At 71.9% G+C, this 25,017-nt stretch carries 29 protein-coding genes; 8 read left to right on the plus strand and 21 right to left on the minus strand.

What is annotated here, in order from left to right; all coding sequences use genetic code 11:
- Positions 1-140 precede the first annotated feature (140 nt).
- The 5 genes from ABD793_RS06570 to ABD793_RS06590 all read right to left on the minus strand — a co-directional run bounded on the left by ABD793_RS06570 (position 141) and on the right by ABD793_RS06590 (position 4,477).
- Entirely contained in the window at positions 141-1,097 is a 957-nt protein-coding gene (locus ABD793_RS06570) for a TIGR04222 domain-containing membrane protein (RefSeq protein WP_344856394.1), read from the minus strand.
- A gap of 45 nt (positions 1,098-1,142) precedes the next feature.
- Positions 1,143-1,571: a peptide-methionine (R)-S-oxide reductase MsrB gene (gene msrB, locus ABD793_RS06575; RefSeq protein WP_344856880.1), complete on the minus strand. Its 429-nt coding sequence runs from the start codon at positions 1,569-1,571 to the stop codon at positions 1,143-1,145.
- A 19-nt stretch (positions 1,572-1,590) separates the two neighbouring features.
- Positions 1,591-1,896: a hypothetical protein gene (locus ABD793_RS06580; protein ID WP_344856396.1), complete on the minus strand. Its 306-nt coding sequence runs from the start codon at positions 1,894-1,896 to the stop codon at positions 1,591-1,593.
- A gap of 126 nt (positions 1,897-2,022) precedes the next feature.
- On the minus strand, positions 2,023-3,681 hold the full coding sequence (locus ABD793_RS06585; RefSeq protein WP_344856884.1) for a serine/threonine-protein kinase: 1,659 nt from the start codon (positions 3,679-3,681) through the stop codon (positions 2,023-2,025).
- Between the two features lie 118 nt (positions 3,682-3,799).
- Entirely contained in the window at positions 3,800-4,477 is a 678-nt protein-coding gene (locus ABD793_RS06590; protein ID WP_344856398.1) for a TVP38/TMEM64 family protein, read from the minus strand.
- A 126-nt stretch (positions 4,478-4,603) separates the two neighbouring features.
- Between ABD793_RS06590 and ABD793_RS06595 the strand changes: the two genes are divergently transcribed.
- From ABD793_RS06595 to ABD793_RS06605, 3 genes are all read left to right on the plus strand, one after another.
- The gene (locus ABD793_RS06595) at positions 4,604-5,686 is read left to right on the plus strand and encodes a DNA polymerase domain-containing protein (protein WP_344856400.1); all 1,083 of its coding nucleotides are present in this window, start codon (positions 4,604-4,606) and stop codon (positions 5,684-5,686) included.
- Positions 5,687-5,883: 197 nt separating this feature from the next.
- Complete coding sequence (locus tag ABD793_RS06600; protein ID WP_344856402.1) at positions 5,884-6,276, plus strand: DUF6221 family protein; 393 nt, start codon at positions 5,884-5,886, stop codon at positions 6,274-6,276.
- A gap of 45 nt (positions 6,277-6,321) precedes the next feature.
- Positions 6,322-7,326, plus strand: a complete 1,005-nt coding sequence (locus ABD793_RS06605) for an MsnO8 family LLM class oxidoreductase (protein ID WP_344856404.1) — start codon at positions 6,322-6,324, stop codon at positions 7,324-7,326.
- An 18-nt stretch (positions 7,327-7,344) separates the two neighbouring features.
- Here ABD793_RS06605 and ABD793_RS06610 read toward each other — a convergent pair whose 3' ends face one another.
- The 3 genes from ABD793_RS06610 to ABD793_RS06620 are packed head-to-tail and all read right to left on the minus strand — an operon-like array spanning position 7,345 to position 10,151.
- Entirely contained in the window at positions 7,345-7,863 is a 519-nt protein-coding gene (locus tag ABD793_RS06610; RefSeq protein WP_344856406.1) for a P-loop nucleotide/nucleoside kinase family protein, read from the minus strand.
- Complete coding sequence (locus ABD793_RS06615) at positions 7,860-8,516, minus strand: maleylpyruvate isomerase N-terminal domain-containing protein (protein WP_344856408.1); 657 nt, start codon at positions 8,514-8,516, stop codon at positions 7,860-7,862. The genes ABD793_RS06610 and ABD793_RS06615 overlap by 4 nt, the downstream gene beginning before the upstream one ends.
- A gap of 42 nt (positions 8,517-8,558) precedes the next feature.
- On the minus strand, positions 8,559-10,151 hold the full coding sequence (locus tag ABD793_RS06620; RefSeq protein ID WP_344856410.1) for a PucR family transcriptional regulator: 1,593 nt from the start codon (positions 10,149-10,151) through the stop codon (positions 8,559-8,561).
- Positions 10,152-10,271: 120 nt separating this feature from the next.
- On the opposite strand from ABD793_RS06620, the gene pruA reads away from it, so the two are divergent.
- Together pruA and ABD793_RS06630 are read left to right on the plus strand one after the other, a co-directional pair.
- Complete coding sequence (gene pruA / locus ABD793_RS06625; protein ID WP_344856412.1) at positions 10,272-11,900, plus strand: L-glutamate gamma-semialdehyde dehydrogenase; 1,629 nt, start codon at positions 10,272-10,274, stop codon at positions 11,898-11,900.
- Positions 11,901-11,911: 11 nt separating this feature from the next.
- A complete protein-coding gene (locus ABD793_RS06630; RefSeq protein ID WP_344856414.1) occupies positions 11,912-12,841 on the plus strand; it encodes a proline dehydrogenase family protein in 930 nt (309 codons plus the stop codon).
- Positions 12,842-12,929: 88 nt separating this feature from the next.
- On the opposite strand, the gene trxA is transcribed toward ABD793_RS06630, so the two are convergent.
- Positions 12,930-13,310: a thioredoxin gene (gene trxA / locus ABD793_RS06635; RefSeq protein WP_344856416.1), complete on the minus strand. Its 381-nt coding sequence runs from the start codon at positions 13,308-13,310 to the stop codon at positions 12,930-12,932.
- Between the two features lie 82 nt (positions 13,311-13,392).
- On the opposite strand from trxA, the gene ABD793_RS06640 reads away from it, so the two are divergent.
- Positions 13,393-13,635 carry a DUF2630 family protein gene (locus tag ABD793_RS06640; RefSeq protein WP_344856418.1) on the plus strand — a complete coding sequence of 81 codons (243 nt, stop codon included), beginning with the start codon at positions 13,393-13,395 and terminating at the stop codon, positions 13,633-13,635.
- 510 nt (positions 13,636-14,145) lie between these two features.
- Here ABD793_RS06640 and ABD793_RS06645 read toward each other — a convergent pair.
- The 10 genes from ABD793_RS06645 to ABD793_RS06690 all read right to left on the minus strand — a co-directional run bounded on the left by ABD793_RS06645 (position 14,146) and on the right by ABD793_RS06690 (position 21,086).
- A complete protein-coding gene (locus ABD793_RS06645; RefSeq protein WP_344856420.1) occupies positions 14,146-15,714 on the minus strand; it encodes an alpha/beta hydrolase in 1,569 nt (522 codons plus the stop codon).
- 162 nt (positions 15,715-15,876) lie between these two features.
- Positions 15,877-16,950, minus strand: coding sequence for an ATP-dependent DNA ligase (locus ABD793_RS06650; RefSeq protein WP_344856424.1), 1,074 nt, complete (start codon positions 16,948-16,950; stop codon positions 15,877-15,879).
- Positions 16,951-16,977: 27 nt separating this feature from the next.
- Positions 16,978-17,580: an alkaline shock response membrane anchor protein AmaP gene (gene amaP, locus ABD793_RS06655; RefSeq protein WP_344856426.1), complete on the minus strand. Its 603-nt coding sequence runs from the start codon at positions 17,578-17,580 to the stop codon at positions 16,978-16,980.
- On the minus strand, positions 17,577-18,113 hold the full coding sequence (locus ABD793_RS06660) for a DUF6286 domain-containing protein (RefSeq protein ID WP_344856428.1): 537 nt from the start codon (positions 18,111-18,113) through the stop codon (positions 17,577-17,579). Before ABD793_RS06660 ends, amaP begins: the two co-directional genes overlap by 4 nt.
- Positions 18,113-18,490 carry an Asp23/Gls24 family envelope stress response protein gene (locus tag ABD793_RS06665; protein WP_344856430.1) on the minus strand — a complete coding sequence of 126 codons (378 nt, stop codon included), beginning with the start codon at positions 18,488-18,490 and terminating at the stop codon, positions 18,113-18,115. Before ABD793_RS06665 ends, ABD793_RS06660 begins: the two co-directional genes overlap by 1 nt.
- Before the next feature lie 5 nt (positions 18,491-18,495).
- Positions 18,496-18,672 carry a hypothetical protein gene (locus ABD793_RS06670; protein WP_344856432.1) on the minus strand — a complete coding sequence of 59 codons (177 nt, stop codon included), beginning with the start codon at positions 18,670-18,672 and terminating at the stop codon, positions 18,496-18,498.
- A gap of 79 nt (positions 18,673-18,751) precedes the next feature.
- Positions 18,752-19,201: an Asp23/Gls24 family envelope stress response protein gene (locus tag ABD793_RS06675; RefSeq protein WP_344856434.1), complete on the minus strand. Its 450-nt coding sequence runs from the start codon at positions 19,199-19,201 to the stop codon at positions 18,752-18,754.
- Positions 19,202-19,354: 153 nt separating this feature from the next.
- Positions 19,355-19,771 carry a hypothetical protein gene (locus tag ABD793_RS06680; protein WP_344856436.1) on the minus strand — a complete coding sequence of 139 codons (417 nt, stop codon included), beginning with the start codon at positions 19,769-19,771 and terminating at the stop codon, positions 19,355-19,357.
- Entirely contained in the window at positions 19,768-20,319 is a 552-nt protein-coding gene (locus ABD793_RS06685) for an RNA polymerase sigma factor (protein WP_344856438.1), read from the minus strand. Before ABD793_RS06685 ends, ABD793_RS06680 begins: the two co-directional genes overlap by 4 nt.
- Complete coding sequence (locus ABD793_RS06690) at positions 20,319-21,086, minus strand: pyrimidine reductase family protein (RefSeq protein ID WP_344856440.1); 768 nt, start codon at positions 21,084-21,086, stop codon at positions 20,319-20,321. The genes ABD793_RS06685 and ABD793_RS06690 overlap by 1 nt, the downstream gene beginning before the upstream one ends.
- A gap of 92 nt (positions 21,087-21,178) precedes the next feature.
- On the opposite strand from ABD793_RS06690, the gene zapE reads away from it, so the two are divergent.
- Positions 21,179-22,219: a cell division protein ZapE gene (gene zapE, locus ABD793_RS06695; protein WP_344856442.1), complete on the plus strand. Its 1,041-nt coding sequence runs from the start codon at positions 21,179-21,181 to the stop codon at positions 22,217-22,219.
- On the opposite strand, the gene ABD793_RS06700 is transcribed toward zapE, so the two are convergent.
- Complete coding sequence (locus tag ABD793_RS06700) at positions 22,161-22,742, minus strand: phosphatase PAP2 family protein (protein WP_344856444.1); 582 nt, start codon at positions 22,740-22,742, stop codon at positions 22,161-22,163. The genes zapE and ABD793_RS06700 overlap by 59 nt on opposite strands.
- A 29-nt stretch (positions 22,743-22,771) precedes the next feature.
- Complete coding sequence (gene rocD, locus ABD793_RS06705) at positions 22,772-24,001, minus strand: ornithine--oxo-acid transaminase (RefSeq protein WP_344856446.1); 1,230 nt, start codon at positions 23,999-24,001, stop codon at positions 22,772-22,774.
- A gap of 155 nt (positions 24,002-24,156) precedes the next feature.
- Here rocD and ABD793_RS06710 point away from each other — a divergent pair, with 155 nt between their 5' ends.
- Positions 24,157-25,008 carry a PPK2 family polyphosphate kinase gene (locus tag ABD793_RS06710; RefSeq protein ID WP_344856448.1) on the plus strand — a complete coding sequence of 284 codons (852 nt, stop codon included), beginning with the start codon at positions 24,157-24,159 and terminating at the stop codon, positions 25,006-25,008.
- Positions 25,009-25,017 lie beyond the last annotated feature (9 nt).

Consider the following 25,017-nt stretch of genomic DNA (forward strand, 5'->3'; position numbering starts at 1 on the left):
TGTCGGCTCGTGTGCGGTGCGTTCGGTCGGATGCTGCCGCGCGTTTTCCGGCGCGTGCTGAACCTGGTGTCTGGCTATGGAAAACCTCGTCCGGCCCGGGGGCGCGGTGCGGATTCCGTGTCGGCAGTGGTGTTTGCCGGTCAGTTGTTGCCGCCACCGCAGCCACCTCCCCCGCCGCAGCCGGCGCCGCCGCAGCCTGCACCCCCGCCACAGCCCGCGCCACCGCAGCCGCCACCACCGCAGCCGGCGCCTCCGCCGCAGCTGTTTCCGGCACCGCAGCCGCCTCCGCCTGCTCCGTAGTAGTAGGCCACGCCGCCCAGTACGCCGCTGACGCCCGTGGCCATCGCGGTGCCGGTTCGCCGCGTGGCGGGAAGTCCGCGGAAGAGTGCGACCCGCAGGTCCCGATCGGGGTGGTTCGCGAAGCCGCCGAGGGTGACCTTCGCGGTCGCCCCGGTCAGCACGCTCTGGTCCGGCCGTGCCGCGGCCAGCGCGGCCTCGCCGGCTTCGGTCGCCTGTACCCGGCCGGCCTTGCTGCGGCGGGACAGCGCGAGGCCGGCCAACCCGGCCGCCAGCAACGCCGTCACCAGCGGGAACCCGGACAGTCCGCCGAAGGCGAACCACGCGATCGCGGCGGCCGTGAGCAATCCCTCCCGGACCGCCACGAGTGCCCAGCCACGCCGGACCGCGGTCGTGTCGACGAGCAGGCCGCGTTCGGTCAGATCGTCGACCAGCCGCTGCATGGCCGGACTGCCGATGAGCCCGCTCAGCACGGTGGCCACGCCGGTGTGCTCGCCGACCAGCCCCACGGCGTCGCGGCCGAGGTCGTCGACCGGTTCGAGCGGCGTCCGGTACAGCCTGCCCACGGAGTCGGCGCGCAGCTGTTCGCGTTCCAGCAGCGCTGCGACCACCGACTCGGCCACCCGCACCGGACCGTTCGCCAGCACCGCGACCTCGGCAGCTGACGTCAGCCGCGCCGGTGCGCCGTCGTCGTCGCCCCGGCCCGCGCGCCGTGCGACGCGCAGGCCCAGGTACCAGAACGCGAGCGCCGGCACGGCACCGATCGCCGCGGCGATCCCACCGGAAACCGTCCAGACCATCGTTCCCCCTCCGATGCTCCGTGCCGCGCGCCCCGCGGCGGCGGCTCAGTCGCCGGTCTCCGGGACCAGCTTCAGTGAGATCGAATTGATGCAGTAGCGCTGGTCGGTGGGAGTGGCGTAGCCCTCGCCCTCGAAGACGTGGCCGAGGTGGCTGTGGCACGACGAGCAGAGCACCTCGATGCGCCGCATGCCCATCGCACGGTCCTCGCGCAGCAGCACCGCGTCCGAATCGGCCGGGTCGTAGAACGACGGCCAGCCGCAGTGGCTCTCGAACTTCGTGTCACTGCGGAACAGTTCCGCACCGCAGGCCCGGCACTCGTAGACGCCGGTCGTCTTCTCGTCGGTGTACTCGCCGGTGTAGGGCCGCTCGGTACCGGCCTGGCGGAGTACCGCGTACTCCTCCGGGTTCAGCTGCGCACGCCATTCCTGCTCGGACCTGACCACACGCGGGGTGGTGCCGACCACGGGTTTCATACCTTTCACGCCTTCCACGTTACCTCGACAGGAAGGCGACCGTGTGGGTCGCGATGTCCCATGCGGTCACGAGCAGACCGGCCACGATGAGCACCACGAACAGCACGGACACCCAGTACCGCAGCCCGCCGGTCCGGGTGCTCGATTCGGCGAAGTCGGCCACCTGGTCGAGACAGGCCTCGACGGTGAACGTCGGCCCGGTGCGCTCCATCCGGTCGAGGTGCGCGGCGAACGCGCGCACGTCCGGGTCGGCCGGATCGAGCCCGATCAGGTCATCGTGGAAGCGCGGGTTCCAGCCCGGCGGCACAGCTGCGCTTTCGACCATGTCTCCACGGTAGGGCATCGACCCTGCTCAGCACACTCCCGCCGGGACCGACGTCACCGCCCGGCCGGGTCCGGCCGCGGCCGGAAACCGCAACCGGGTCAGCGAAAACGGCCGCGCCGGGGTGGGTCAGCCGGTCGCCGAGTCGGCCTTCAGCCGGGTGTCGCTGTCGATCAGCAGCTGGCCGCCGGACATGATCACGCGATACGGGCGGCGGGTCCCGTCGATGGTGAGGTTCATGGTGATCGAACCGTCCGGGTTGGCGCCCCCGCTGTCGGCGCGGGCGTCCTGGTACGCGCCGATCTGGTGCGTTGCCCAGTACTGCTGGAACGCGCTCTCGTCGCCGTAGACCGCCTGCGCGGACGGGGTGAGGTGCGCCCAGTTGGCCGCGGGTTTGGCGAAGAAGCCGTTGGTGATCAACTGGCCTGCCGCGGCGTAGTCGGTGACCTTGCCCTCCGGCGGCGTCTGGCCGAGCGGACCGGCCGGGGCGCTCGGAGTGCTGCTGGGCGGACCGGACGAGGGCGGTGCCCCGGTCGAGGGCTGGTCCGCCGGCGGGTTCGCGTTCGTGCCGCCGTCCGTGCCACCGGTGTTGCTCAGCACCAGGAACACGATCACCGCGACGGCCACGATCGCCGCCGCGCCGCCCGCGAACAGGGCGAACCTGCGTCTGTGGCCGGTCTTCGCCGCAGCGCCCGAGTAGTTCGGTGCGGCGGCGGTGGGTGCCGGCCGCGGGGCCGCCTGCGGTGCGGGTGCGGCCTGCGGAACCGCGGGCTGCGGGTGTGGCGGAGTACGCGGCGGCGCGGCCGGTGAGCGCATCGGCATGAACGCCGCGGTCGGCGTGCGCGGCGGGTTCGACGGGGCCTTCTGGGCCGGGATCGGGGCAGCGGACGGTGCCTCCTGGCCGGTCGCCACCCGCTGCCACGGCGGGCGCGAGTCGGTGCTCGCGCCACCGCGTCCGCCCGCGATGAGCGGCGGTTCCGCGGACTCGCCCGAGGCGAGCGCGGCCAGCCGCTCCCGCGCCTCGGCCATGCTCGGACGGTCGGTGGCCTCGGTGCGCAGCAGGCTCATCAGCAGCGCGGTCGCCGGGCCCGCCTGGCTGGGCGGGTTGACCTGCCCGTTGGCCGCGGCGTAGAGCAGCGCGAGCTGGTTGGTGGTGTTGCCGTACGGCGTCTGGCCCTCGATCGCCTGGTACAGCGTGGCGCCGAGGGCGAACACGTCGGAACTGGGCACCGGATCGGCGCCGCGCGCCAGTTCCGGCGCGAGGTAGGCCGGAGTGCCGCCGATCAGGCCGGTCTGGGTCAGCGTCATGTCGCCCGCCGCACGCGAGATGCCGAAGTCGGTGAGTTTCGCCGTGCCGGTCTCGTCGATCAGGATGTTGCCGGGCTTGACGTCCCGGTGCACGATCCCGGCGCGGTGCGCGGCGACGAGCGCCGCGGCCACCTGCTCGCCGATCCGGGCGACCTGGCCGACCGGGAGCGTGCCCTGTTCGGCCAGCACCGCGGACAGGCTCGGCCCGTCGAGGAACTCCATCACCAGGCAGGGATCGCCGCTGTGCTCGGCGATGTCGAACACCACGATGGCGTTCGGGTGCTGGAAGCGGGCGGCGTTCTTCGCCTCGCGCATGGCGCGCTGGCGCATGTTGTCGCGCTCGGCCTCGGACACCCCCGGCTGCGGCAGGATCTGCTTGATCGCCACGGACCGTTCCAGGCGCACGTCGACCGCGCGCCACACCACGCCCATGGCACCGCTACCAATGTGCTCGACGAGGCGATAGTGCCCCGCGATCAGCTGTCCGGTGTCGATGGCGGACGCTCCTGACGAAATCCCGGTGATTCGTGGTCGTGTTCAGCGCGGATACCCCTCGCGCACCCGAACGAGTGTAGCGGTCGGAAGTACCCGGTCGCCGTCAGCCAGCCGGTGCCGCCGACCGCGCGGGCTCTTCCGGCGCCACAGCCGGGGTGCGCCGTCGCAGCACGCGCAGCAGCCCGGCCACCCCGGCCGCCGCGAAGACCGCGTAACAGGCCAGCAACGCGGGCGGCGTGTCGCCGGTCAGCGCGTCGGCGAAGACGACCACCGCGATCGTGCCGGGGACGCTGCCGAGCGCCGTGCCGGCCAGGTAGGGCAGCAGCCGTACCGAGGAAACGCCGCACAGGTAGCTCAGCGGTGCGAACGGGACCACCGGGATCAGCCGCAACGACAGGACGGCCGCCACGCCCCCGCCGGAGAGCCGCTCGTTGACCACCCGGACCGGTGCCCGGTGCAGGTGCCGGGTGACCAGATCGCGTCCGAGCAGCCGGGCCAGCCCGAACGAGAGCCCGGCGGCGATCGTGGTCGCGACCAGCGCGATGGCCACCCCGGCGACGCTGCCCACGAGCAGTCCGGCGGCGAGGTTGAACACGGTGCGGGGGATCGGCGCGACGGTGAGCAGTGCGTACGCGGCCAGCAGCACGATCGGTGTCGCAGGCCCGGTCGCCGCGGCCCACTGCCGCCACTGCGCCGGCCCGGGAATCGGCACCCACACCGCGACCGCGGTGAGCACGGCAAGCACAGCGAGCGCGAGGACGAGCTTGGTTCTGCCGGACACACTGCCACGGTAGGGCACCCGGGCCGGACAGCGACCGCCCGGTCCCGCCGGCAGGACGCGCCTGCCTGCGGGATCGCCGTGGTGTCGTGCCGGGTTTCCGGCGCGATGGCGGGATACCGTTGGCGCATGCCCAAGCACGGTGATCCGGTCGAGTACCAGGTGGGGGAGCGCACCGTCCGGGTGTCCAGTCCGGACAAGGTCTACTTCCCGGACCGGGGCATCACCAAGCGCCAGGTCGTGGAGTACTACCTCGCGGTGGCCGGGCCGTTGCTGCGTGCCATCGGGGAGCGCCCGACCACTCTCAAGCGTTACGTCGACGGCGTCACGGGTGACTGGTTCTACGCCAAGCGCGTGCCCAAGGGCGCCCCGGAGTGGCTGGAGACGGCGCGCATCACCTTCCCGTCCGGGCGCACCGCGGACGAGATCTGCCCGACCGAGCCCGCGGTATTCGCCTGGGCGGCCAACCTCGGCACGTTCGACTTCCACCCGTGGCCGGTCCGGCGGTCCGATGTGGACCATCCCGACGAACTGCGGGTGGACGTCGATCCGCCGGAGCGGGCCGGGTTCGGCGACGCGGTCGAGGTGGCCGGGGTGGTGCGCGAAGTGCTTGCGGACGCCGGGCTCACCGGGTACCCGAAGACCTCCGGCGGCCGCGGGGTGCACGTGCTGGTGCGGATCCGGCCGGAGTGGGACTTCGTCGCGGTGCGGCACGCGGTGATCGCACTCGGGCGGGAGGTCGAGCGGCGCGTCCCGGACAAGGCGACCGTCTCGTGGTGGAAGGAGGAACGCGGCGGCCGGGTGTTCCTCGACTACAACCAGGCCGCGCGCGACCGCACGGTCGCCTCCTCCTGGTCGGTGCGCGGCACGCCGCGCGCCACCGTGTCCACGCCGCTGACCTGGGACCTGCTCGCCGAGGCCGATCCGGACGAGTTCGACGTGCGCAGCGTCCCCGGTTTCCTGGCCGAGCACGGCGACCTGCACGCGCCGATGGACGAAACGGCGTTCGGGCTGGAAACCCTGCTGGAGTGGTACGACCGTGACGACCGCGACCTCGGCGGCGCGGAACTGCCGTACCCGCCGGACTACCCCAAAATGCCCGGCGAGCCGAAGCGGGTGCAGCCGAGCAAGGCACGGTCCGGCAGGGCGCCGTCCGGCTCCGCGCAGGCAGACGGTGCGCGGTCCGGCGATACGCGGGCCGACTCCGAGTGACCGGCTGATCGCGGCCGGTGGTCACGTTCAGTGATCATTTCCGGCGGGGAGTGAGGATTTCCCCCGGCAGGGATTACCCTGCTCAGTACCCGATCGGGAGCCTGGGCACGGTCTGTTCCGGATCCGGTGCGTAACGTTCCTGGATCGCGGTGCGACTACTCCGAGCCGGTGGGCGGACCGGCAGGAAGGGAGACCCGGTGGACGACCTGATCGCGTTCCTCGCCGCGCGAGTGGGCCAGCGGCAGGCGCTGATCATGCAGGCGGTGCAGAAGCAGCAGGCAGGCGAGCAGCTCACCCGGGCCGAGGCGAAGGTCGCGGTGGAAGAGCGGATCCGGGCGCTGGGGGACGTCGAACTCGACGTGGTGAACCAGATGATCAACGAGATCGAGGCCATCCGCCGGATCATGCTCGCGCACCGCACCACGGTGTCCGAGAAGGTGCCGGGTTTCCCGCTGTACGGCAGTGAATACTGGTGCGAGAACTGTCACGTGCCCGCCGACGAGGCCGGCGCCAACTGGTGCGTGACGCTGCGGCTGCTCGCCCTGCCCTATGCCGACCATCCGGACTACAGCGAACGCTGGCGCCCCTGACCCGTGCCGGGAATCCCGCCCCGGCCCGGGGTGTTGGACCCGGACGTGGACGTTGCGATCTCCGTGCTCGACCGCTCGCCGGTACGGCGCGGGCGGGGTGCCGCACAGGCCGTGCGGGACACCGTGGCGTTCGCGCGGGATGTCGAAGCGCTCGGCTACCACCGGTTCTGGGTGTCCGAGCACCACGGCGTGCCCGGGGTCGCCGGGTCCGCGCCCGCGGTGCTCGCCGCCGCCGTCGCGGCCGCCACGACCCGGATCCGGGTCGGCACCGGCGGTGTGATGCTGCCGAACCACCGGCCGCTGGTGGTTGCGGAGCAGTTCGGCGTGCTGAACGCCCTGTATCCCGGGCGGATCGACCTCGGGCTCGGGCGTTCGGTGGGCTTCATCGAAGGGGTGCGCCGCGCGCTCGGGCAGGACAAGGACGCAGCCGACGGGTTCGCCGACCAGGTGCGGGAACTGCGCGCGTTCTTCCGCGGGGACCAGGTGCAGCCCGGCGTGCACGCGATCCCGGCCGAAGGTCAGTCCGTGCCGTTGTTCCTGCTGGCCACCGGTGCGGGCGCGGACCTCGCCGCGGAACTGGGCCTGCCGCTGGTCATCGCACCGGCACGCGGGCACCGCGCGATGATCGACGCGATTGCCCGTTACCGCGACCGGTTCCGTTCCAGCACTGCGGATCCCTATGTCGTCGTGTCGACCGCGGTCGCCGTCGCGGACACCGCAGAGCAGGCCCGCACGCTGCTGGTGCCGGAAGCCTGGTCCACTGTGTACTCACGCAGTCACGGCGTGTTCCCGCCGTTGTCGCCTGCCGAGGAGATCCTCACCGTGGCGATGACCGATCGCGAACGCACCCGGCTGGACCAAGTCCTTTCCGGACAGATCGGCGGTACCCCGGCCGAGGTTTCCGACCGCCTTGGCGCACTCGTCGCGGACACCGGCGCCGACGAACTGCTGATCAGCACCAGCACCTACGATCCGGCCGAACGCGTCGAATCCTTCGCCGCGCTGGCGGAACTGGCCGGGCTTCCGGTGGCTGCCGGTCCCTTCCGGTAGCCACCGAACTCACCGCGCTCAGCCCGGGTGCCCGGCCGCGGTGGCGATTTCCCGTGCCACTGCTGCGGGCGGCTTTGCTTCCGTGCCCACCAGCGTGCCGCTTGTGCGCAGCCAGGGCAGGGCGGCCGCGTAAGCGCCGAGGTGGTCGAGCCGCCATTGCCGCGCGCCCGGTTCTGCGGGGTCGGTTTCGATCCGGCGGCGCAGCTCGTCCTGCCCGGCGTGCAGGACGAAATGCCGGACCACCAGTCCACGTCCGGCCAGGGCGGTGAAGACCTCCTCGGCGTAGGACTCCACGAGCAGGGTTTGCGGGATCACCAGCGGCCCGCCGGTGTGCTCGTGGATCCTCGCGGCGGTTTCCACGACCAACGGTCGCCACAGGCTGATGTCCTGGAAGTCCGCCACCGGTTCGGGAAACAGAATCCGCAGCAGGTAGCCGACGTACTCGGGGTCGAAGACGCGGGCGCCGAGCAGTCCGGCCAGTTCCCGCGCGGTGGTGGTCTTCCCGGCGCCGAACGTGCCGTTGAGCCAGACGATCACCCGAGCACTACCGGCAGCTTCCCGGCGAGTTCGCCGAGTGCGGCGGTTTCCTCCGCGGACGGTGCGCGTCTGCCGGTGGCCACGAGCAACGCAGCGCGGTCGTCGAAGGAGGACGACAGCGCGAAGCCGGCGATTTCTTCCGTCTGCGCGCGAGACGCGGCCAGCGTCTCCGCCGGTGGTCCGTCCACTCCGGACAGGTGGGCCACCAGGTCGAGGTGGTGCAACGTCGACTCCAGCACGTAGGTGGTGAGGTAGTCGGCGACGGTCAGCACCTCGTCACGGGTTTCCACGCGGGCGCCGGGATCGGCGGCGGCGGCGGCCCGGCCGGCGGCGACGGTGAGGTCGTCGAAGTGGTGGAGGAGCCAGGCCGTGGTGCCGTAGGCGGCCGCGCTCCGCCGGACGAACGCCGACTCCGCGTCGGTGCCGTCCGGCGCTTGCATCGCTGGTTCCCAGTAGCCGATCGCGGTGCGGGTCGGCGGCGCATCGGTGGTGGAGGCGAGCGTGATGAGCACGTCCTGCGCGTCGATGATCAGGTGAACCACCAGGTCCTGGACGAGCCAGCCGGTACAGCCGGAAGGGGCGACCCACTGCCCGCCGTCAAGTGCGTGCACAGCTTCCTGCAGGGCGTTCCAGGCACGGGGAAAGAGATTCACTCCTCGCACCCTAGCGAGTGCGCCCGCACCGGACACGGTGTTTTACAGCCGCAGCTGCAGCTCGGTGAGCAGCCGTTGCGCGGGGTCGCGCAGGTCGATGCCGGAAACCTCTCTGGCACGCCGTACGCGGTACCGCACTGTGTTCGGGTGGATGTTCAGGGTGCGGGCGGCTGCGCGGGCGTCGCCGAACGCGTCGAGGTAGGCGAGCACCGCGGGCACCAGGATGCCGCCGTGGTCGCTGTCGTGCGCCAGCAGTTCGGCCAACCGCGGGTCACGGATGCGCGGCTGATCCGCGAGATACGCGAGAACCTCCGACAACAACACGTCGGCGCGTACGTCGGCGAGAGACGCTACGTCGTTGTCCCAGTGCCCGCGCGTCATCGCCACCAGCACGCGGTCTGCGTCGCCTCGCGAAGCCGCTGCGTCGGACAGCCGTGGCACGACGCCGCCGAGTGCGGCGCGTACCGGCACGTCGAGGTGGCGACGTGCCGCAGCCACGATTTCCTTCGCCAGCGCGAGAACAGGCGCGTCCGAGTGTTCCGGCAGATCAGGCAGCAGCGCGTACACGCGGCCGTTGAGCACGCTGACCAAGGCGCTACGTCGATACGCCGCGGTGTGCACCGCGATCAGGTGCACTAGCTCAGCGCGCCGCAGCAGCCGGTCGGACGCCGCGGCCGGCTGCTGCGGCGCGAGCGTGAACGCCAGCACCTGGGCGGGCCGGCCGGGGTCGGCGCCGATGTCGTCGGCCACCGATTCCGCGTCCACCCGTCCGTCGAGGAGGCCGGCCAGCAGGTCCTCGCGCAGCCGCAGCTGCGGATCGGGCAACGTGCGGGCGCGGATCAGCTGCGGTGCCAACGTGCGGCTGGCGCCGAGCAGCGCGACCTCCGCCTGCTCGGTCAGCGGCTGCGCGCCTTCCTGCACCCAGATCGTGCCGAGCGGCTGTGCTCCGGCGTGGATGCCGGCTGCGATCCGGCGGCGGATTCCCAGCTCCGGCCGCTCGTCCACGCGCACGATCCCTTCGCCCGCGCGCAGCCGTTGGTAGACGCCCCACTCGCGGAGCATCGCCAAGTACCGCTCCGGCCCCTCGCGGCCGAGGATGGACAGCCGGCGCAGCTCGTCGACCTCGTCACCGGCGCGGGAGTAGGCGAGTACCCGGCTCCCGGTGTCCTCGATGCTGACCAGACCGCCGGTGAGCGTGGCGACCGTTTGCGCCAGCGCGAAAAGATCGCCGAGGACTTCGCCGGTCTCCGCCTCGCCGCCCGCGCGCGCCGCGTCGACGACGCCTCGCGCGAGCGCCTCCACCTGCTCCCAGCGCGCCTCCGAGCCCACGGTGAGCAGCGCGACGCCCGCATCGGCGGCCACGTCGATGCCGCCCTCGCCCTTCACCGCCACGGCGGCCGCACCGCCGCGTCCGGCCGCCCGGATCGCCGCGGCCGCTGCCCGGCCGCGGGCGCCGATCACCAGCACCAGGTCGCCCGGGTGCGTCTCCGGCGGGTCCTCGGGGTCCAGGATCACCACGTCGTGCACCGCGACACCGAGGCCACGCGGCGCGACGAGCACCCGCACCAGCGGTTCGCCGAGGGTGGCCAGAACGTGCCGCAGCGAGGTGTCGGCGAACGGTTCCGGACTGCTCACCAGGTTTTCCGATCGGACAAAATCATACGAGCGATTCTAGCCAAGTGAACAAACCCTCAAGACGCTCGCAGAGTTACCGTTCGGACAACTGGAGCAGTTATCGAAGACGAGGGAGCCGACGTGGACGCCGTGACCCAGACCCCCGCCCCGAAGAACGAGCCGGTGTACACGTACGCACCGGGAAGCGCCGAGCGCGCCGAGTTGGAGGGCGCGCTGAAGAAACTGGGCGAGTCCGGTCCCGTTGACCTGACGGTGACCGTCGGTGGTGAACAGCGTGCCGGAGGCGGCGAGAAGATCGACGTCGTCCAGCCGCACAAGCACAGCCACGTCCTCGGCACCATTCAGAGCGCTTCGCAGCAGGACGCGTCCGACGCGATCGCTGCGGCGGCGAAGGCCGCCCCGGAGTGGCGCGCGCTCTCGTACGACGACCGTGCCGCCATCCTGCTGCGCGCCGCCGACCTGTTGACCGGTCCGTGGCGCTCGACGATCAACGCGGCCACCATGCTCGGCCAGTCGAAGACGGCGACCCAGGCCGAGATCGACTCGGCCTGCGAGCTGGCCGACTTCTGGCGGTTCAACGTCGACTACGGCCGTCGCATCCTGGCCGAGCAGCCGATGAGCTCGCCCGGCGTGTGGAACCGGATGGAACACCGTCCGCTGGAGGGTTTCGTCTACGCGGTCACGCCGTTCAACTTCACCGCCATTGCCGGCAACCTGCCCACCGCACCTGCGCTGATGGGCAACACCGTGCTGTGGAAGCCGTCGCCGACGCAGAGCTTCGCCGCGTACCTGACCATGCGGCTGCTCGAAGAGGCGGGCATGCCGCCGGGCGTGCTCAACCTCCTTCCCGGAGACGGCAAGGCGGTGTCCGAGGTCGCGCTCAAGCACCGTGACCTTGCCGGCATCCACTTCACCGGCTCCACCGCCACGTTCCAGCACCTGTGGAGCACCGTCGGGGCGAACATCTCCGGCTACCGCAGTTACCCGCGGATCGTCGGGGAGACCGGTGGCAAGGACTTCGTGCTCGCGCACCCGTCGGCCGACCTCGACGTGCTGCGGACCGCACTCGTCCGCGGCGCCTTCGAGTACCAGGGCCAGAAGTGCTCCGCCGCTTCGCGTGCGTACATCCCGCGAAGCCTCTGGGCGCAGCTGAAAGACGGACTGGCCAGCGAGACCGAGGCAATCAGCTACGGCGACGTGACCGACCTCGGCCACTTCGGCGGTGCGGTGATCGACCGGCGCGCGTTCGACAAGCACGCGTCGCTGTTCGAGCGGGTCAAGCGCGACGCCGAGGTGGAGATCCTGACTGGCGGCACGGTGGACGACAGCGTGGGCTATTTCGTGCAGCCGACCGTGCTCGTTTCGACCAACCCGAAGCACGAGATCTTCAGCACCGAGTACTTCGGGCCGATCCTGTCCGTCTACGTGTACGACGACGCCGATTTCGATGGCGTCCTCAAGGTGATCGACGAGACGGCGGCGTACGCGCTGACGGGTGCGGTGATCGCGAACGACCGCACGGCCGTCGCGAAGGCCTCCGAAGCACTGCGGTTCGCCGCGGGCAACTTCTACGTCAACGACAAGCCGACCGGTGCCGTCGTCGGGCAGCAGCCGTTCGGCGGTGCCCGCGCTTCGGGCACCAACGACAAGGCCGGTTCGATCTTCAACCTGCTCCGCTGGACGAGCCCCCGCTCGATCAAGGAGACGTTCGTGCCGCCGACCACCGTGCGCTACCCGCACCAGGGCTGAGGAGTACCGCGATGCTGCGTGCCCCACTGCTCGCCGTCGCCCGTTCGCGGCGGATGAGAGCGTTGATCGAAGCAGTTCCCGCCACACGAGCCGTCGTACGCCGCTTCGTGTCCGGTGCCGACACCGCGGATGCCGTACGCGTCGCGCGGGAACTGGCCGCCGACGGCCGGACGATCACCATCGACCACCTCGGTGAGGACACCACCGACGCCGGTCAGGCGGCGGCCACCGTGCAGGCCTACGAACAGCTGCTGTCCGCGTTGGCCGAACAGGGCCTCGCCGACGGTGCGGACGTGTCGGTGAAACTGTCGGCGGTCGGGCAGTTCCTGCCGGACGACGGTGAAGGCGTGGCGCTGGAGAACGCGCGGAAGATCTGCGCGGCGGCCGAGGCGGTCGGTGCGACGGTGACCCTCGACATGGAGGACCACACCACCACGGACGCCACGCTCGGCATCCTGCGGAAGCTTCGTGGCGAGTACCCGTGGGTCGGTGCGGTGCTGCAGGCCTACCTCCGGCGTACCGAACAGGACTGCCGCGAACTGTCCGGTCCCGGTTCGCGCGTGCGGCTGTGCAAGGGTGCCTACGCCGAGCCGGAATCCGTGGCGTTCCAGGACAAGTCCGAAGTGGACAAGTCCTATGTGCGCTGTCTGCGGGTGCTGATGGCCGGGCAGGGCTACCCGATGGTGGCTTCGCACGATCCGCGGATGATCGCGATCGGGCAGCGGCTGGCCGCGGACGCCGGCCGTACTCCGTCCGACCACGAGTTCCAGATGCTCTACGGGATCCGGCCCGAGGAGCAGAAGCGGATCGCCGCAGCGGGCGCGACGATGCGCGTGTACGTGCCCTGCGGCAACGAGTGGTACGGCTACTTCATGCGGCGGCTGGCGGAACGGCCGGCGAACCTGGCGTTCTTCCTGCGCGGGCTAGCCACCCGGTCCTGAACCACCGGGCGCCGAGACGGCGAAGGCCCCGGCACCCGTTCCTCCCACGGGTACCGGGGCCTTCGCCGTTCCCCGGTCTTGGCTTGCCTCAGTCCTGGGTGGCCTGGGTGCTCTGCTCGGCCTCGACGGCCTTGCGGACCTCGTCCATGTCCACCTCGCGGGCCTGCCGGATCACGTCCTGCAACGCCGCCTCGGGCAGCGCGCCGGGCTGGGAGTAGATCAGCGTCTTGTCCCTGATCACCGCCAGCGTCGGGATCGAACGGATGTCGAAGGCCGCCGCGAGCTGCTGCTCGGCCTCGGTGTCGACCTTGGAGAACACGATGTCCCCGTGCTCCTCGGAGGCCTTCTCGTACACCGGCGCGAACTGCCGGCACGGACCACACCAGCTCGCCCAGAAGTCGATCAGCACGAATTCGTTGTCGGTCACGGTCTGGTCGAAATTGGCCGCGGTCAGCTCCACTGTGCTCATAGTGTGTCCAACGAAGCGGGCCGGAGGGGAATTCCCCGGCACCCGGGAGCGTCCACCCCGGCAGCCGAGGTGAGGAGGAACCATGACCGACGACGGTGTCCTTGGCCGGATCGACGACCTGATCGCCGAGGAACACGAACTGCGCGCCCGCGCGGTGGGGGTGGGCCTGTCCGGCGCGGACAAGGACCGGTTGGCCGGACTGGAACAGGAACTGAACCAGTGCTGGGACCTGCTCCGGCAGCGCCGTGCACGCACCGAATTCCACGAGGACCCCGAAGGCGCCGAGGTCCGCCCGTCCGGGGAGGTCGAGGGCTACCGGCAGTAACCGTTCCGGGCCGACGGTGCGCGGAGCACGACGTGCACGGCGACCCCGGGGAGGTCCTTCTCGGCGCTTCTTGCGAACGGTCTCGGCGGCCTCGCCGGTACGGGCCAAAGAGGGCGGAGTACGGCCGGTGTGCCGAGGAGCGTCCGGCGGGTCGAGAGGTCGGAAGGCGGGAGCAGGCCGAGTCTCGTACGCGGAGCGTGCGAGAGCCGGGGTACGTCGCACCGAGCCCGGACGGCCGTGCCCGGCCGGTCGGCGCGACTGCTTCGCCCGGACGGCCGTTCTCCGGCCAGCCGACGCGACTGCTTCGCCTGGTTGGTCGGGGCTGGTGGTGTTGGCTGGTTGGTCGGGACTGGTGGTGTTGGCTGGTTGGTCGGGACTGGTGATGTTGGCTGGTTGGCCGGGACCGGTGGTGTTGGCTGGTTGGCCGGGACTGGTGGTGTTGGCCGGTCGGCCGGGACTGGTGGTGTTGGCTGGTCGGTCGGACCGGTGGCCGTGTAGCTGTCCGGCCGGTCAGGCGGGGCAGAGGGTGCCGCTCTCCGGGACCTTGCCGTCGATCAGGAACGCTTGTGCGGCGGCGGTCACGCAGGTCGACTCGCCGAGTGCGCCGTGTCCGGCGCCCTGCCAGGTCACCGTCACTGCGCTGGGCATCTGGTCGGCGGCGCGGGTCGTGCCGACCTCCGGGGTCACCGGGTCCGCGGCGGTGGCCGCGACCAGGATCGGCGGGGCGCCGGGCGCGCCCGCGGCAGGCAGCGGTTCGCGGCGCACCGGCCAGGCCCCGCACCACGCGAGTTCCTGTGCGACGGCCGCGCCGAACTGCGGGTACTTGGCGCGCATGCCTGCCTCGGCGCGGTCGATCTGGTCGGCGGGCAGCCGGGTGGACGAGTCGTTGCAGCGGGTCGCGATCGTGCCGCCGATACGGCCCGCACGGTCCCGGAGATCGTTCAGCACCGGGTCGGTGTACGCCTCCAGCGCCGTGACGTCGCCGTTGCGGGCCGCGGTCAGTGCATCCGCCAGCGCCGGCCAGCGGGAACGGTCGGCGAGGGCCTGGTACACCGCGTAGGTCGCGATCCCCGGCCCCACGCTCACCCCGTCCGTGGTGGTGGCCGGTGTGGTGCGCAGCCGATCGGTCACGGCCTTCAGCGCAGCCTTGGCGTCGCCCAGCGCGCAGCCGCGGGCGGCGCAGTCGGCGGAGAAGGCGTCGAACGTGGCCTGCGCGCCGGCGGCGACGGCGTCGAGCACGGCGGCGCGGTCGGCACCCGGGTCCGGAAGCCCGTCCAGCATCATCCGCCCGACCTGTCGCGGAAACCGCACGGCGTACTCCGACAGCACCTTCGAACCGTCACCGCGGCCGAGTGCGTTGAGCCGGTCGAGGCCGAGTGCCTGACGCAGCTGGTCGAGGTCGCCCGCGGTGCGCCAGCTGTCCAGCGCGGTCTGCGCGGTGTCCAGGTCGATCGCGCACTGCTGGCCCGCCCTGCGGGCGGCATCCAGCACGTCGCCGAGCCCGCCTTGGGCCGGATCGGCGCCGAGCAACGCGGACCGCACCTCTTCCGGCACGCACTGCACCCCGCCGGACAGCCCGGTGCCGCGGCGGTCGACGCCGATCAGCGAGAACTTCTGCAGGAACTCCGGCGGCAGCTGGGCGGCCAGCCGGGCCGCGTGCACCGAACCCGGCTCGCCGCCGACGTCGTTGACCACGGCCAGCGGAATCGGCCCGGTGCCCACCTTCAGCACGAAGATCCTGGCCAGCAGGTTCTGGGTGTCCTCGGGCGCGTCGAGCGGGGCGGTCATCCGCGCACAGCTGAACTGCAGCGACGCGGGCACACCGGGTGTGCCGATCCGCTCGCGGGTGTCGTCGTCGCAGTTCGTCCAGCGCAGCGACGACGCATGCGGTGCGGTGAGCGGCGGCAGTGGCACCGGTGCCGCTTTCGCCGACGGGGACGGGGTGTGGTGCCCGTCGTTGTCGATCACCGCGGGACGCACCGACGGCCCGGTCGTGCACCCGGCCACCGCGAGGACCGCCACCGTCGCCGCCACCAGCCGGACACGCGGGGGGAGGCGGCGGGCGAAACGGCGGCGCACGGGCAGATCCTCACGTCATTCCGGGGCGAACTCTCCGACGAGCTTGGCATGCCGGGTGTGGGAAGCCGGTGAGCGGGTCCGCCCTGCTCGCCGCCCCGGCCGGATCGGCGGCGTACCGGACCGGGAGGCCGGCCGCTCGCCCTGCCGCATGCCCGGCGGACCTCACCGGGTCCGCACGACCTCCCCGCGGAACACCGCGGCCAGGTCGTAGCGGGCGGGCTCGTCGAGCTGGGCGTAGCCGCACGAGGACGGTTCGCGGTCCGGGCGCCAGCGGGCGAACTGCGCGGTGTGCCGGAACCGCGACGGGTAGCCGCCTTCGGTGTGTTCGTAAGACACTTCCACGACCCGTTCCGGGCGCAGCGGAACCCACGGCTGTTCCTTCGACCGCCAGCGGGTGATCCCTCCCGGGATCCGCTGCCCTTCGCGCACCGCGTCGCCGAGCCACGGGTGGCCCTCGCCGTCGGTGATCAGCGGGGTCAGCTCGGTGGCAAGGGCACGGCGCCGCGGCGCGGGGAACGAACCGACCACGCCGACGTGGTGCAGCACGCCCTCGTCGTCGTGCAGACCGAGCAGGAACGAGCCGACCGCCTCGCCCGGTGCCGAGTCCACATGCCACCGCAGACCGGCCAGCACACAGTCGGCGGTGCGGGAGTGCTTGTACTTGAACAGCACCCGCTTGCCCGGTGCGTACGGCTCGTCCAGCGGTTTGCCGATCACCCCGTCGAGGCCGGCGCCCTCGAACAGCTCGAACCAGTGCCGCGCGGTGGCCGGATCCGTCGTGGCGGGGGTCAGTGCCACCCCGGACAGCGACTCGAGCCGCTCGCGTCGCGCCGAGGTCGGTTCGTCCAGGAAGGACTCATCCCCGAGCGCGAGCAGGTCGAAGGCGACGAACTGCGCGGGTGTCTTCCCGGCGAGCAGCTGCACCCTGCTCTCGGCCGGATGGATGCGTTCGGTCAGCGCGTCGAAATCGAGCTTCCCGCCGCGGGCCACCACCAGTTCCCCGTCCAGCACGATCCGCTCCGGCAGGGTTTCCCGCAGTTCGGCGAGCACCTCGGGGAAGTACCGGTTGAGCGGTTTCTCCGCGCGCGACTGGAGGGTGAGCTCGTCGCCGTCGCGGAAGACGAGGCAGCGGAAGCCGTCCCACTTGGGCTCGAACAGCAGCCCGCCGGAGTCGGGAATCGCCTTCGCGGGCTTCGCGAGCATGGGCTTGATCGGTGCCGGCAGGGGGAGGGCCATGACCGGCATTCTGGGCGAAACCCGCGGTCAGCGCACGCGTGCCGAGCCCGCCGTGTCGAGTTCGATGCGCACGGCGGTGGGCAGCGTGTCGACCCCGAGCGCTTCGCGGGCCCTGGTCAGCACGGAGGACTCCAGGTCTTGCCACACCCGTCGGACCTCGGTGCCCTCGCCGAGCCACAGGGTGATGCGCAGGGCAGGCTCGGCGACTGTGCCGACTGAGCGGACCCGGGCGCGGTTGACGCCGTCGAGCTGCTCCGCGTCGGTACGGACGGCACCGGACAGCGCGTTCGAGGTGACCGTGAGCTCGGCACCCGGCGTCTGGTCGAGGCGCAGGTCCGGATGGCGTTCCGGGCGCAGCGAGCGGAAGAACCACCACAGCCCGAACGCCAGCAGCAGCACGCCGAGCACGATCGCGCCGATCCGGGCGTACAGCGCGTGGTCACGCAGCCAGTCCACCGCCAGCGGGTCGAGCACCGCGCGCTGCGCGCGGAACCGGCCGAGCCAGCCCATGCCGACCGCCAGCGCGGCGGCGCCGGCCAGCAGGGCCACGATGCCCACCAGAACGGTCAGCGTCCGCTCGGTGCCGTACGAGCGGCCCTGTGCACGGCGGGCGGTGGCACTGCTGCTCATCGGCGGTCCTTCGGCGAATCGACGACCACGGTCACCTTCGGCCGGCGCACGAGCGGCAGGTCGTCCAGCACCGCCGCGACGGTTTCCAGCAGCCGTGGCCGCAGCTGCTGCTCGTCCTCCAACCGGCTCGTCGCGCGCACCCGCACGCGGCGGGCGCTGGCCGTGACGGACGCGCCGCGCACGTTGTCCTGCGCACGCACCGCGAGCCCGACCATCCGGGCGAGCGCACGTGGCGACGTGCTCACGGTGACCTCGTCGGCAGGCTCGGTCATCCGCACCGCGCGGTCGCCTGCGCCGAACGCCAGCAGCGCGAGCACCAGACCGGCGAGCGCCACGATGCCCGCGGTGATCCGCACCGGCGTGCTCGTCCAGTCCAGTGTGGACAGTTCGGTTCGCCACTGCGGCCACGGCAGCAGCAGCGGTCCGCGCGCCGGCTGCCACCAGTGCCAGCCGACCTCCAGCGCGAGCAGCGCGCCGGCCACCGCGACCGCGAGACCGAGCACAGTGGACAGCAATCGGACGAGAACACGCATCACTGCACCCTCGGCCGCACGTCGGGCAGCAGCGCGGACACCGTCACCGCCAGCGAGCGCACGTGGTACGAGGTGATCCGCTCGACCTCCTCGGTGACCTTCGAACGCACCTCGCCGGTCACCGTCCGCACCGGCGCCGGATACCGCAGCGCGAGCTCCAGTGCCAGGTCCACGTCGTTGTCCGAGCCGCCCACTTTCACCGTGGCGCCGCTCGTGCCGGTGTGCACCCCCGCGACCCGGTGCGCACTGGGCACGGTGCCGGGCACCTGGTCCGCGGCGTGCTGGGCGACCTTGCGCACCACCGCGTGCGCGATGCTCAGCGAACCGCGTTCGGCCGGTTCGGGCGGCTCGTCGCGGGGCAGGTCGACCTGCGCCACCGGGCTCACTTGTCGCGGCCCTTCCCGAACATGTCGCCGAGGTCGAGTGCACCGTCGAGCACCCGGCCGATGACCAGCCCGATGATGCCGACCGCGAGGGTCACCAGGAAGGCGATGAACCCCTGGGTGGCGGCGAGCCCGAGAATCAGCCCGGAGATGATCCCGGTCTGCGTTGCGTTCACCGTGTGTCCTTCCGTGTCCGGTCTGTGCGGTCCGGTCTGTGCGCCGGTGTGTTCTTGGCCGGGCCGGCTCGCCCGCGGGTCACTCCACCCGTGAGGAGTCGGGTTCCTCGTCGTCCTCGTCGGGCAGGTGGACGTCGTTCACCGCGAGGTTGACCTCGATCACCTCGAGCGAGGTGATCTCCTCCACCGCGGTGATCACGTTCCGCCGCACCGCGCGGGCGACGTCCGCGATCCGCGCGCCGTAGTCGACCACGAGGTCGAGGTCGATCGCGGTCTGCTTCTCGCCGACCTCCACCGAGACGCCGGTGGTGGACGTGGTTCCCGAGCCGGGAATCCGTTCCTTCAGCGCACCGAAGGCACGCGACACCCCGCCGCCGAGTGCGTGCACGCCGGCGATCTCGCGCGCGGCGATCGCGGCCACTTTCTGCACCACCACCGAGGAGATCGTGGTGCGGCCCTGCGCGCCCTCGTCGCCGAGCCTGCTCGGCTCGACGGCGCCCGCGGGCCGGTCCGGGGTCGGTTGCGCCATGATCGTCGCTCCCTCGTGTGGTTGCTGCGCTCCAGTTTCGCCGGGCAGCGCATCGCCTCGACGGAGGCGTGCCCGTTCCTACGATGTCCCAACCGGGCGAAAGCTCACGCGTACTCACCCGAACGGGCTAACTTCGCGGGTCACGGGTGCGGGTCAGTCCGGATGCACGTCGACCACGTGCACGTCGACCACCGGCGACTGCGCGCCCAGCTGCCTGGTCAGCTCGGCGGTGATCCGCTCCCGCAGCGCGTCCGCCGCCTCGTCGGCGACCACGCCGTAGCGGACCGTGGCCAGCACCTGCAGCCTGCTGTCGGCCAGCGCGACCGCGGACACCCGCAGTCCCGGCACGGCCGCCGCTTCGGTGTCCGCGACGGTGCGGGCCAGCAGTACGAACGCCGGTTCGGACACCGACAGGGTGCCGCCGTCCGAGGGCAGCTGCAGTGGTTCGGCCGACCGTTCGCCGTCCAGCGATCGCAGCACGCGCTCCACGAGCCCTGGCGGGGTCGGCACGCGGCGCCGTCCGGCGGCCCGCACCGCCGCCCAGCGCGGATCGTGCTCCGGGTCCGTCATGGCCGCTCCCTCACCTGGCCGAGCAGCGCCACCCTGGCCCGGCGCAGCCGGGAACGCAAGGCGGGGACGCCGACCTCCAGTATCTCGGCCACTTCCTCGTAACTGAGCCCCTCCAGCTCACGCAGCACGAGCGGGACCCGCTGGGACACGTCCAGCCGGGCGATCGCGCGCAGCACCGCGTCCACTTGCTCGGCGTCCACCACCTGCCGCTCCGGCGTGGTCCCCGCGGTCTCGCCGGCCGCCTCGTGCAGCGGCACGGTCGGCCGGTGCCTGCGCAACTGGGCGAGCGCGCCGTTGGTGACCACGCGGTAGAGCCATGTGGACACCCTGGACTCCTGCCGGAACGCGGGCAGCGAACGCCATGCCGACAGCCAGGCCTCCTGCACGACGTCCTCCGCCTCGGCCGGGCTCCCGGTGATCCGCAGCGCGACCCGGAACATCATCGGGGTGTGCCTGCGGACCAGCGTGTCGAACGCGGCGTGGTGCCCCGCTGCGGCGGCCTCGGCGAGCGCGGTGTCCGCGTCGGCCGGTGTGCTCTTCGCGGTCATCAGTCCCCGCCCCGTCGGTAGCGCAGCAGCGTGTACCCGTCCTCGACGAGGATCGACGCGAGGTCCAGCGGTTGCGGCGGGACCAGTGGCGGACCCGCCGCGATCCGGCCCGCGCCACCCCCGGTGAGGATCGGAGCGACCGTGAGGCACAGCTGGTCGACGAGACCGGCGGCGGCGAGCGAGCCGAACAGTACCGGCCCGCCCTCGCAGTCGACGCGGGACAAGCCTCGTTCGGCCAGCAGTGTGAGCGCCCGCGCGAGGTCCACGTCGTCTTCGCCGGCGACGAGTACCTCGGCCCCGGCCCGGGTGAGCGCGGCGGTGCCCGCGCGGGCGGTGGTGATCACGATCGGCGGCACCCGCGTGTCGGTGAACAGCGGCGCGGCCGGGTCGAGCGCTCCGGTGCGGGTGACCACGGCGATCGGCGGCACCGGGGAGCGGCCGAGGCGGGCCCGGCGGGCGGTCCGCACCGGATTGGTGCGGGCCCCGCGGTAGCCCTCCGCGATCGCGGTGCCCGCCCCCACCAGGATCACGTCGGCGAGGTCGCGCGCGAGCAGGAACACCCGCCGGTCCGCCGGATGCGACAACCCGGCCGACAGCTCGTCCACCGCCACCGAACCGTCCGCCGACGCGACGAAGTTGACCTGCACGAACGGCTTCGGGCTCCCGGCGGGGTAGCCGTAGATCCGTTCCAGGTCCGCATCGGACAGCGCCGGGTTTCCCCCGCTCCCGCCCGGTGATGGTGGCCACACGCTCCGCACGGCGTTCATCCCAGCACGGCCCCGTTTCCGCCCCGACCGGGGGATATGCCGACGCGGGCGCGGCACGGCCGCCGGGATCGGCCCGGCTAGGCTTGGCGACCATGCCCGCAGCTGCCCTGACCGACCGGTTTCCCGAGCTCGGGGCCGACGAGCTGATCGCGTCACTGGTCCCGCCGCCGCGGTTCGGCGAGGCCCGATTCGCGACCTACCTGCCCAATCCGGACGAGCCCAGCCAGGCCGCCGCGGTCGAGGCGTGTTCCGCGTTCGCCGCGCGGATCGGCGGTGCGGCCGCGAAGAAATCCCGGTTGCGGTCACTGTTCGGCGCCTCGGCCGCGCCGTCCGGTCCGATGGGGCTCTACCTCGACGGCGGGTTCGGCGTCGGCAAGACCCACCTGCTCGCCTCCACCTGGCACGAAGCACCCGGGCCCAAGGCGTACGGCACGTTCGTGGAGCTGACCCATCTGGTCGGTGCGCTCGGCTTCGCCACGGCCGTGCGGCGGCTGTCCGGGCACCGGCTGCTGGCGATCGACGAGTTCGAATTGGACGATCCGGGCGACACCACCCTGGTCAGCAGGCTGCTGCAGGAGCTCACCGACGCCGGCGTGCACGTGGCGGCGACGTCGAACACGCTGCCGGACAAGCTCGGTGAAGGCCGCTTCGCCGCGGAGGACTTCCTGCGCGAGATCCAGGCGTTGTCCCGGCGCTTCACGGTGGTCCGCGTGGACGGCCCGGACTACCGCCACCGCGGCCTGCCGGACGCCCCGCCGCCGGCGAGCGACGAGGAGCTGGCCGCCTCCGCCGCGGCACACGAGGGGTCCACTGTGGACGAATTCGGCGCGCTGGCCGACCATCTGGCGAAGCTGCACCCCTCGCGGTACGGGAAGCTGCTGGACGGGGTGCGCCGGGTGCACCTCGCACATGTGACGCCGGCACCGGACCAGACCGTGGGGTTGCGGCTCGTCGCGTTCGCCGACCGGCTCTACGATCGTGCGATCCCGGTCGTGGCGTCCGGGGTGCCGCTGCCGGAGCTGTTCGGCGAGGAAATGGTGAACGGCGGCTACCGCAAGAAGTACCTGCGTGCGGTCAGCCGGTTGACGGCGCTGGCGCGAGACGCGGTGTCAGCGCCGCCCGCATCCCGGTGACCACGAACGTCGCGAAGCAGACACCGCCCGCGACGTCGGTGAGGTAGTGGTAGCCGAGGCCGACCAGCCCGATCGTCGCGCAGCACAGCAGGAACACCGCGACGAGCGTGGTCACCAGCTTCGGCCTCGCCAGCAACACCAGCACCACGAGCACGGTGACCAGGCTGACCGTGTGGCCGCTCGGATACGCGAGCGTGGCGTCCTTCATCCGGCCGAACAACGGCTTCAGCACCCAGGTGTTGAGCGCGACGGCGAGCGCGGGCCCGGCCACCGCGAGCAGTGCGTCCCGCCGCCGGTGCCGAAACAGGCAGGCACCGGCGACGAGTGCGATGGCGGGGATCAGCAAGTACGGCTCGGTCGGCAGGACCAGCACGTCGAGCAGCGGGCGGCTCAACCTGCCGGTGACGTCCGTGGCGCGGGTGTCGAGCGCGCCGGGCGCGCGGTTCGCGACCACCAGGCCCAGTACGAGCGTGGCCAGCGCGCAGAGCGCGGCGACGAGGGCGAGCGCCCGCCTGGCGGTCACATCCGCAGAGCCTACGGGACCCGCCCGGATCAGCCGGTGATCACCTGGGTGATCGCGTCGAGTCCACGGTCCAGCTCGGCCCGGGTGATCACCAGCGGCGGCGCGATGCGCAGCGTGCGGTCGTGGGTTTCCTTGCACAGCACGCCCAGCCCGGCCAGCGCTTCGGACGCGGCACGGCCGGACCGCCCGCCCGGCGCGAGGTCGATCCCGGCCCACAGGCCGCGGCCGCGGACCTCGGACAACCCGTTGCCGACCAGTTCACGCAGCCGCTCGTGCAGGTACCCGCCGAGTTCGGCGGACCGCTGCTGGAACTCGCCGGTCTGCAGCAGCCGGACCACAGCACGGCCCACCGCACAGGCCACCGGGTTGCCGCCGAACGTCGAACCGTGCTCACCCGGCTTCAGCAACCCCAGCACCTCGCGGCTGCCGACCACCGCGGACACCGGCAGGATGCCGCCGCCGAGCGCTTTCCCGAGCGTGTAGACGTCCGCGCGCACTTCCTCGTGGTCCAGCGCCAGTACCGTGCCGGTGCGCGCGAGCCCGGACTGGATCTCGTCCGCGACCAGCAGCACACCCTGTTCGTCGCACAGCCGCCGCACGTCGGCGAAGAAGCCGGCCGGCGGCACGATCACTCCCGCCTCGCCCTGGATCGGCTCGAGCAGCACCGCCGCGGTCCGCGGGGTGATCGCCGCGCGCACCGCTTCCGCGTCGCCGTAGGGGACCGTGACGAAGCCGGGGGTGAACGGCCCGAAGTCGGCCCGTGCGGTTTCGTCGGTGGAGAACGAGACGATGGTGGTGGTCCGGCCGTGGAAGTTCGAGCCGGCGACGACGATCTCCGCGGCACCGTCCGGTACGCCCTTGACCTGGTAGGCCCATTTGCGGGCCAGTTTCACCGCGGATTCCACGGCCTCCGCGCCGGAGTTCATCGGCAGCACCATCTCGGTGCCGGTCAGCTCGGCGAGTTCGCGGCAGAACAGGCCGAACCGGTCGTGGTGGAACGCGCGCGAGGTGAGGGTGACGCGGCCCAGCTGCTCGACCGCCGCGGCGATCAGCCCGGGGTGGCGGTGGCCGAAGTTCAGCGCCGAGTAGCCGGCCAGGAAGTCGAGGTAGGACTTGCCGTCGACGTCGGTCACCGAGGCGCCCTCGGCCTGCGCGATGACGACCGGCAGCGGGTGGTAGTTGTGCGCGCTCCACTGCTCGTCGAGCGAGAGGTAGCCGTCGGTGGAAGCGGGGAGGCCGGTACCGGCGAACGTCGTCATGCGTTCAGGCTAAATCCCGCAGGCGGGGACTTCATCCGGGAAACGTTGCTTTCGCCCGTCGTTCGTTGCGCAGTACCGTCCGGTGTCGGCGATTCGCTGCGTGATCATGCCAACGGGGGACCGCGCATCCGGACGGTGCCGGTTATCGTCCCCGGATGGCGAAGAAGGAGAAGGGGAATCGGGTCCGCGACGCGCTCCGTGCGGGTGGTGCACTGCCGGACCCGGCTTCCTCGCCGGTGGGTCCGGGAAAGAAGGACAAGGGCGCGAAGAAGCTCGCCTCGGCCGGGGAACGGCTCGCCGCGTTGCAGGAAGCGCTGTACGCGGAGGGCGCCGGTGGCGGGGAACGCAGTGTGCTGCTCGTGCTGCAGGGCATGGACACTTCCGGCAAGGGCGGCACCGTCGGGCACGTGCTCGGCTTGGTCAACCCGATGGGTGTGCAGTACGCGGGCTTCAAGAAGCCGACCGCCGCGGAACGCCGGCACGATTTCCTGTGGCGCATCCGCCGTCGCGTGCCGACCCCTGGCCACCTCGGGGTGTTCGACCGCTCGCACTACGAGGACATCCTGGTGCCGCGCGTCTCCGGTCTGCTCACCGCCGCCGAACGCCGTCGTCGCTATCGCGAGATCAACGCTTTCGAACAAGAGCTGACCGACGCCGGCACCACGCTGGTGAAGGTGTTCCTGCACATCTCTCCGGAGGAGCAGCTGCGACGGCTGACCGCCCGGCTCGAACGGCCGGAGAAGCGGTGGAAGTTCGACCCGTCCGACGTGCTGTCCCGCCGGCACTGGCCTGCCTATCAGCAGGCCTACGCCGACCTGCTGGACCGGACTTCGACCGGGCACGCACCGTGGTACGTGGTGCCCGCCGACCGCAAGTGGTACCGCAACTGGGCGGTCGCCGAACTGCTCAGCGAGACCTTGGCCGAACTCGACCCGCAGTTCCCCGAACCCGCCTACGACGTGGCCGAACAGCTTGCCGCGCTGAAGGGCGTTGGCGCGAGCGGCTGATCGTCTGAA

It is taken from the genome of Amycolatopsis ultiminotia (assembly GCF_039536925.1).
GTDB lineage: Bacteria > Actinomycetota > Actinomycetes > Mycobacteriales > Pseudonocardiaceae > Amycolatopsis > Amycolatopsis ultiminotia.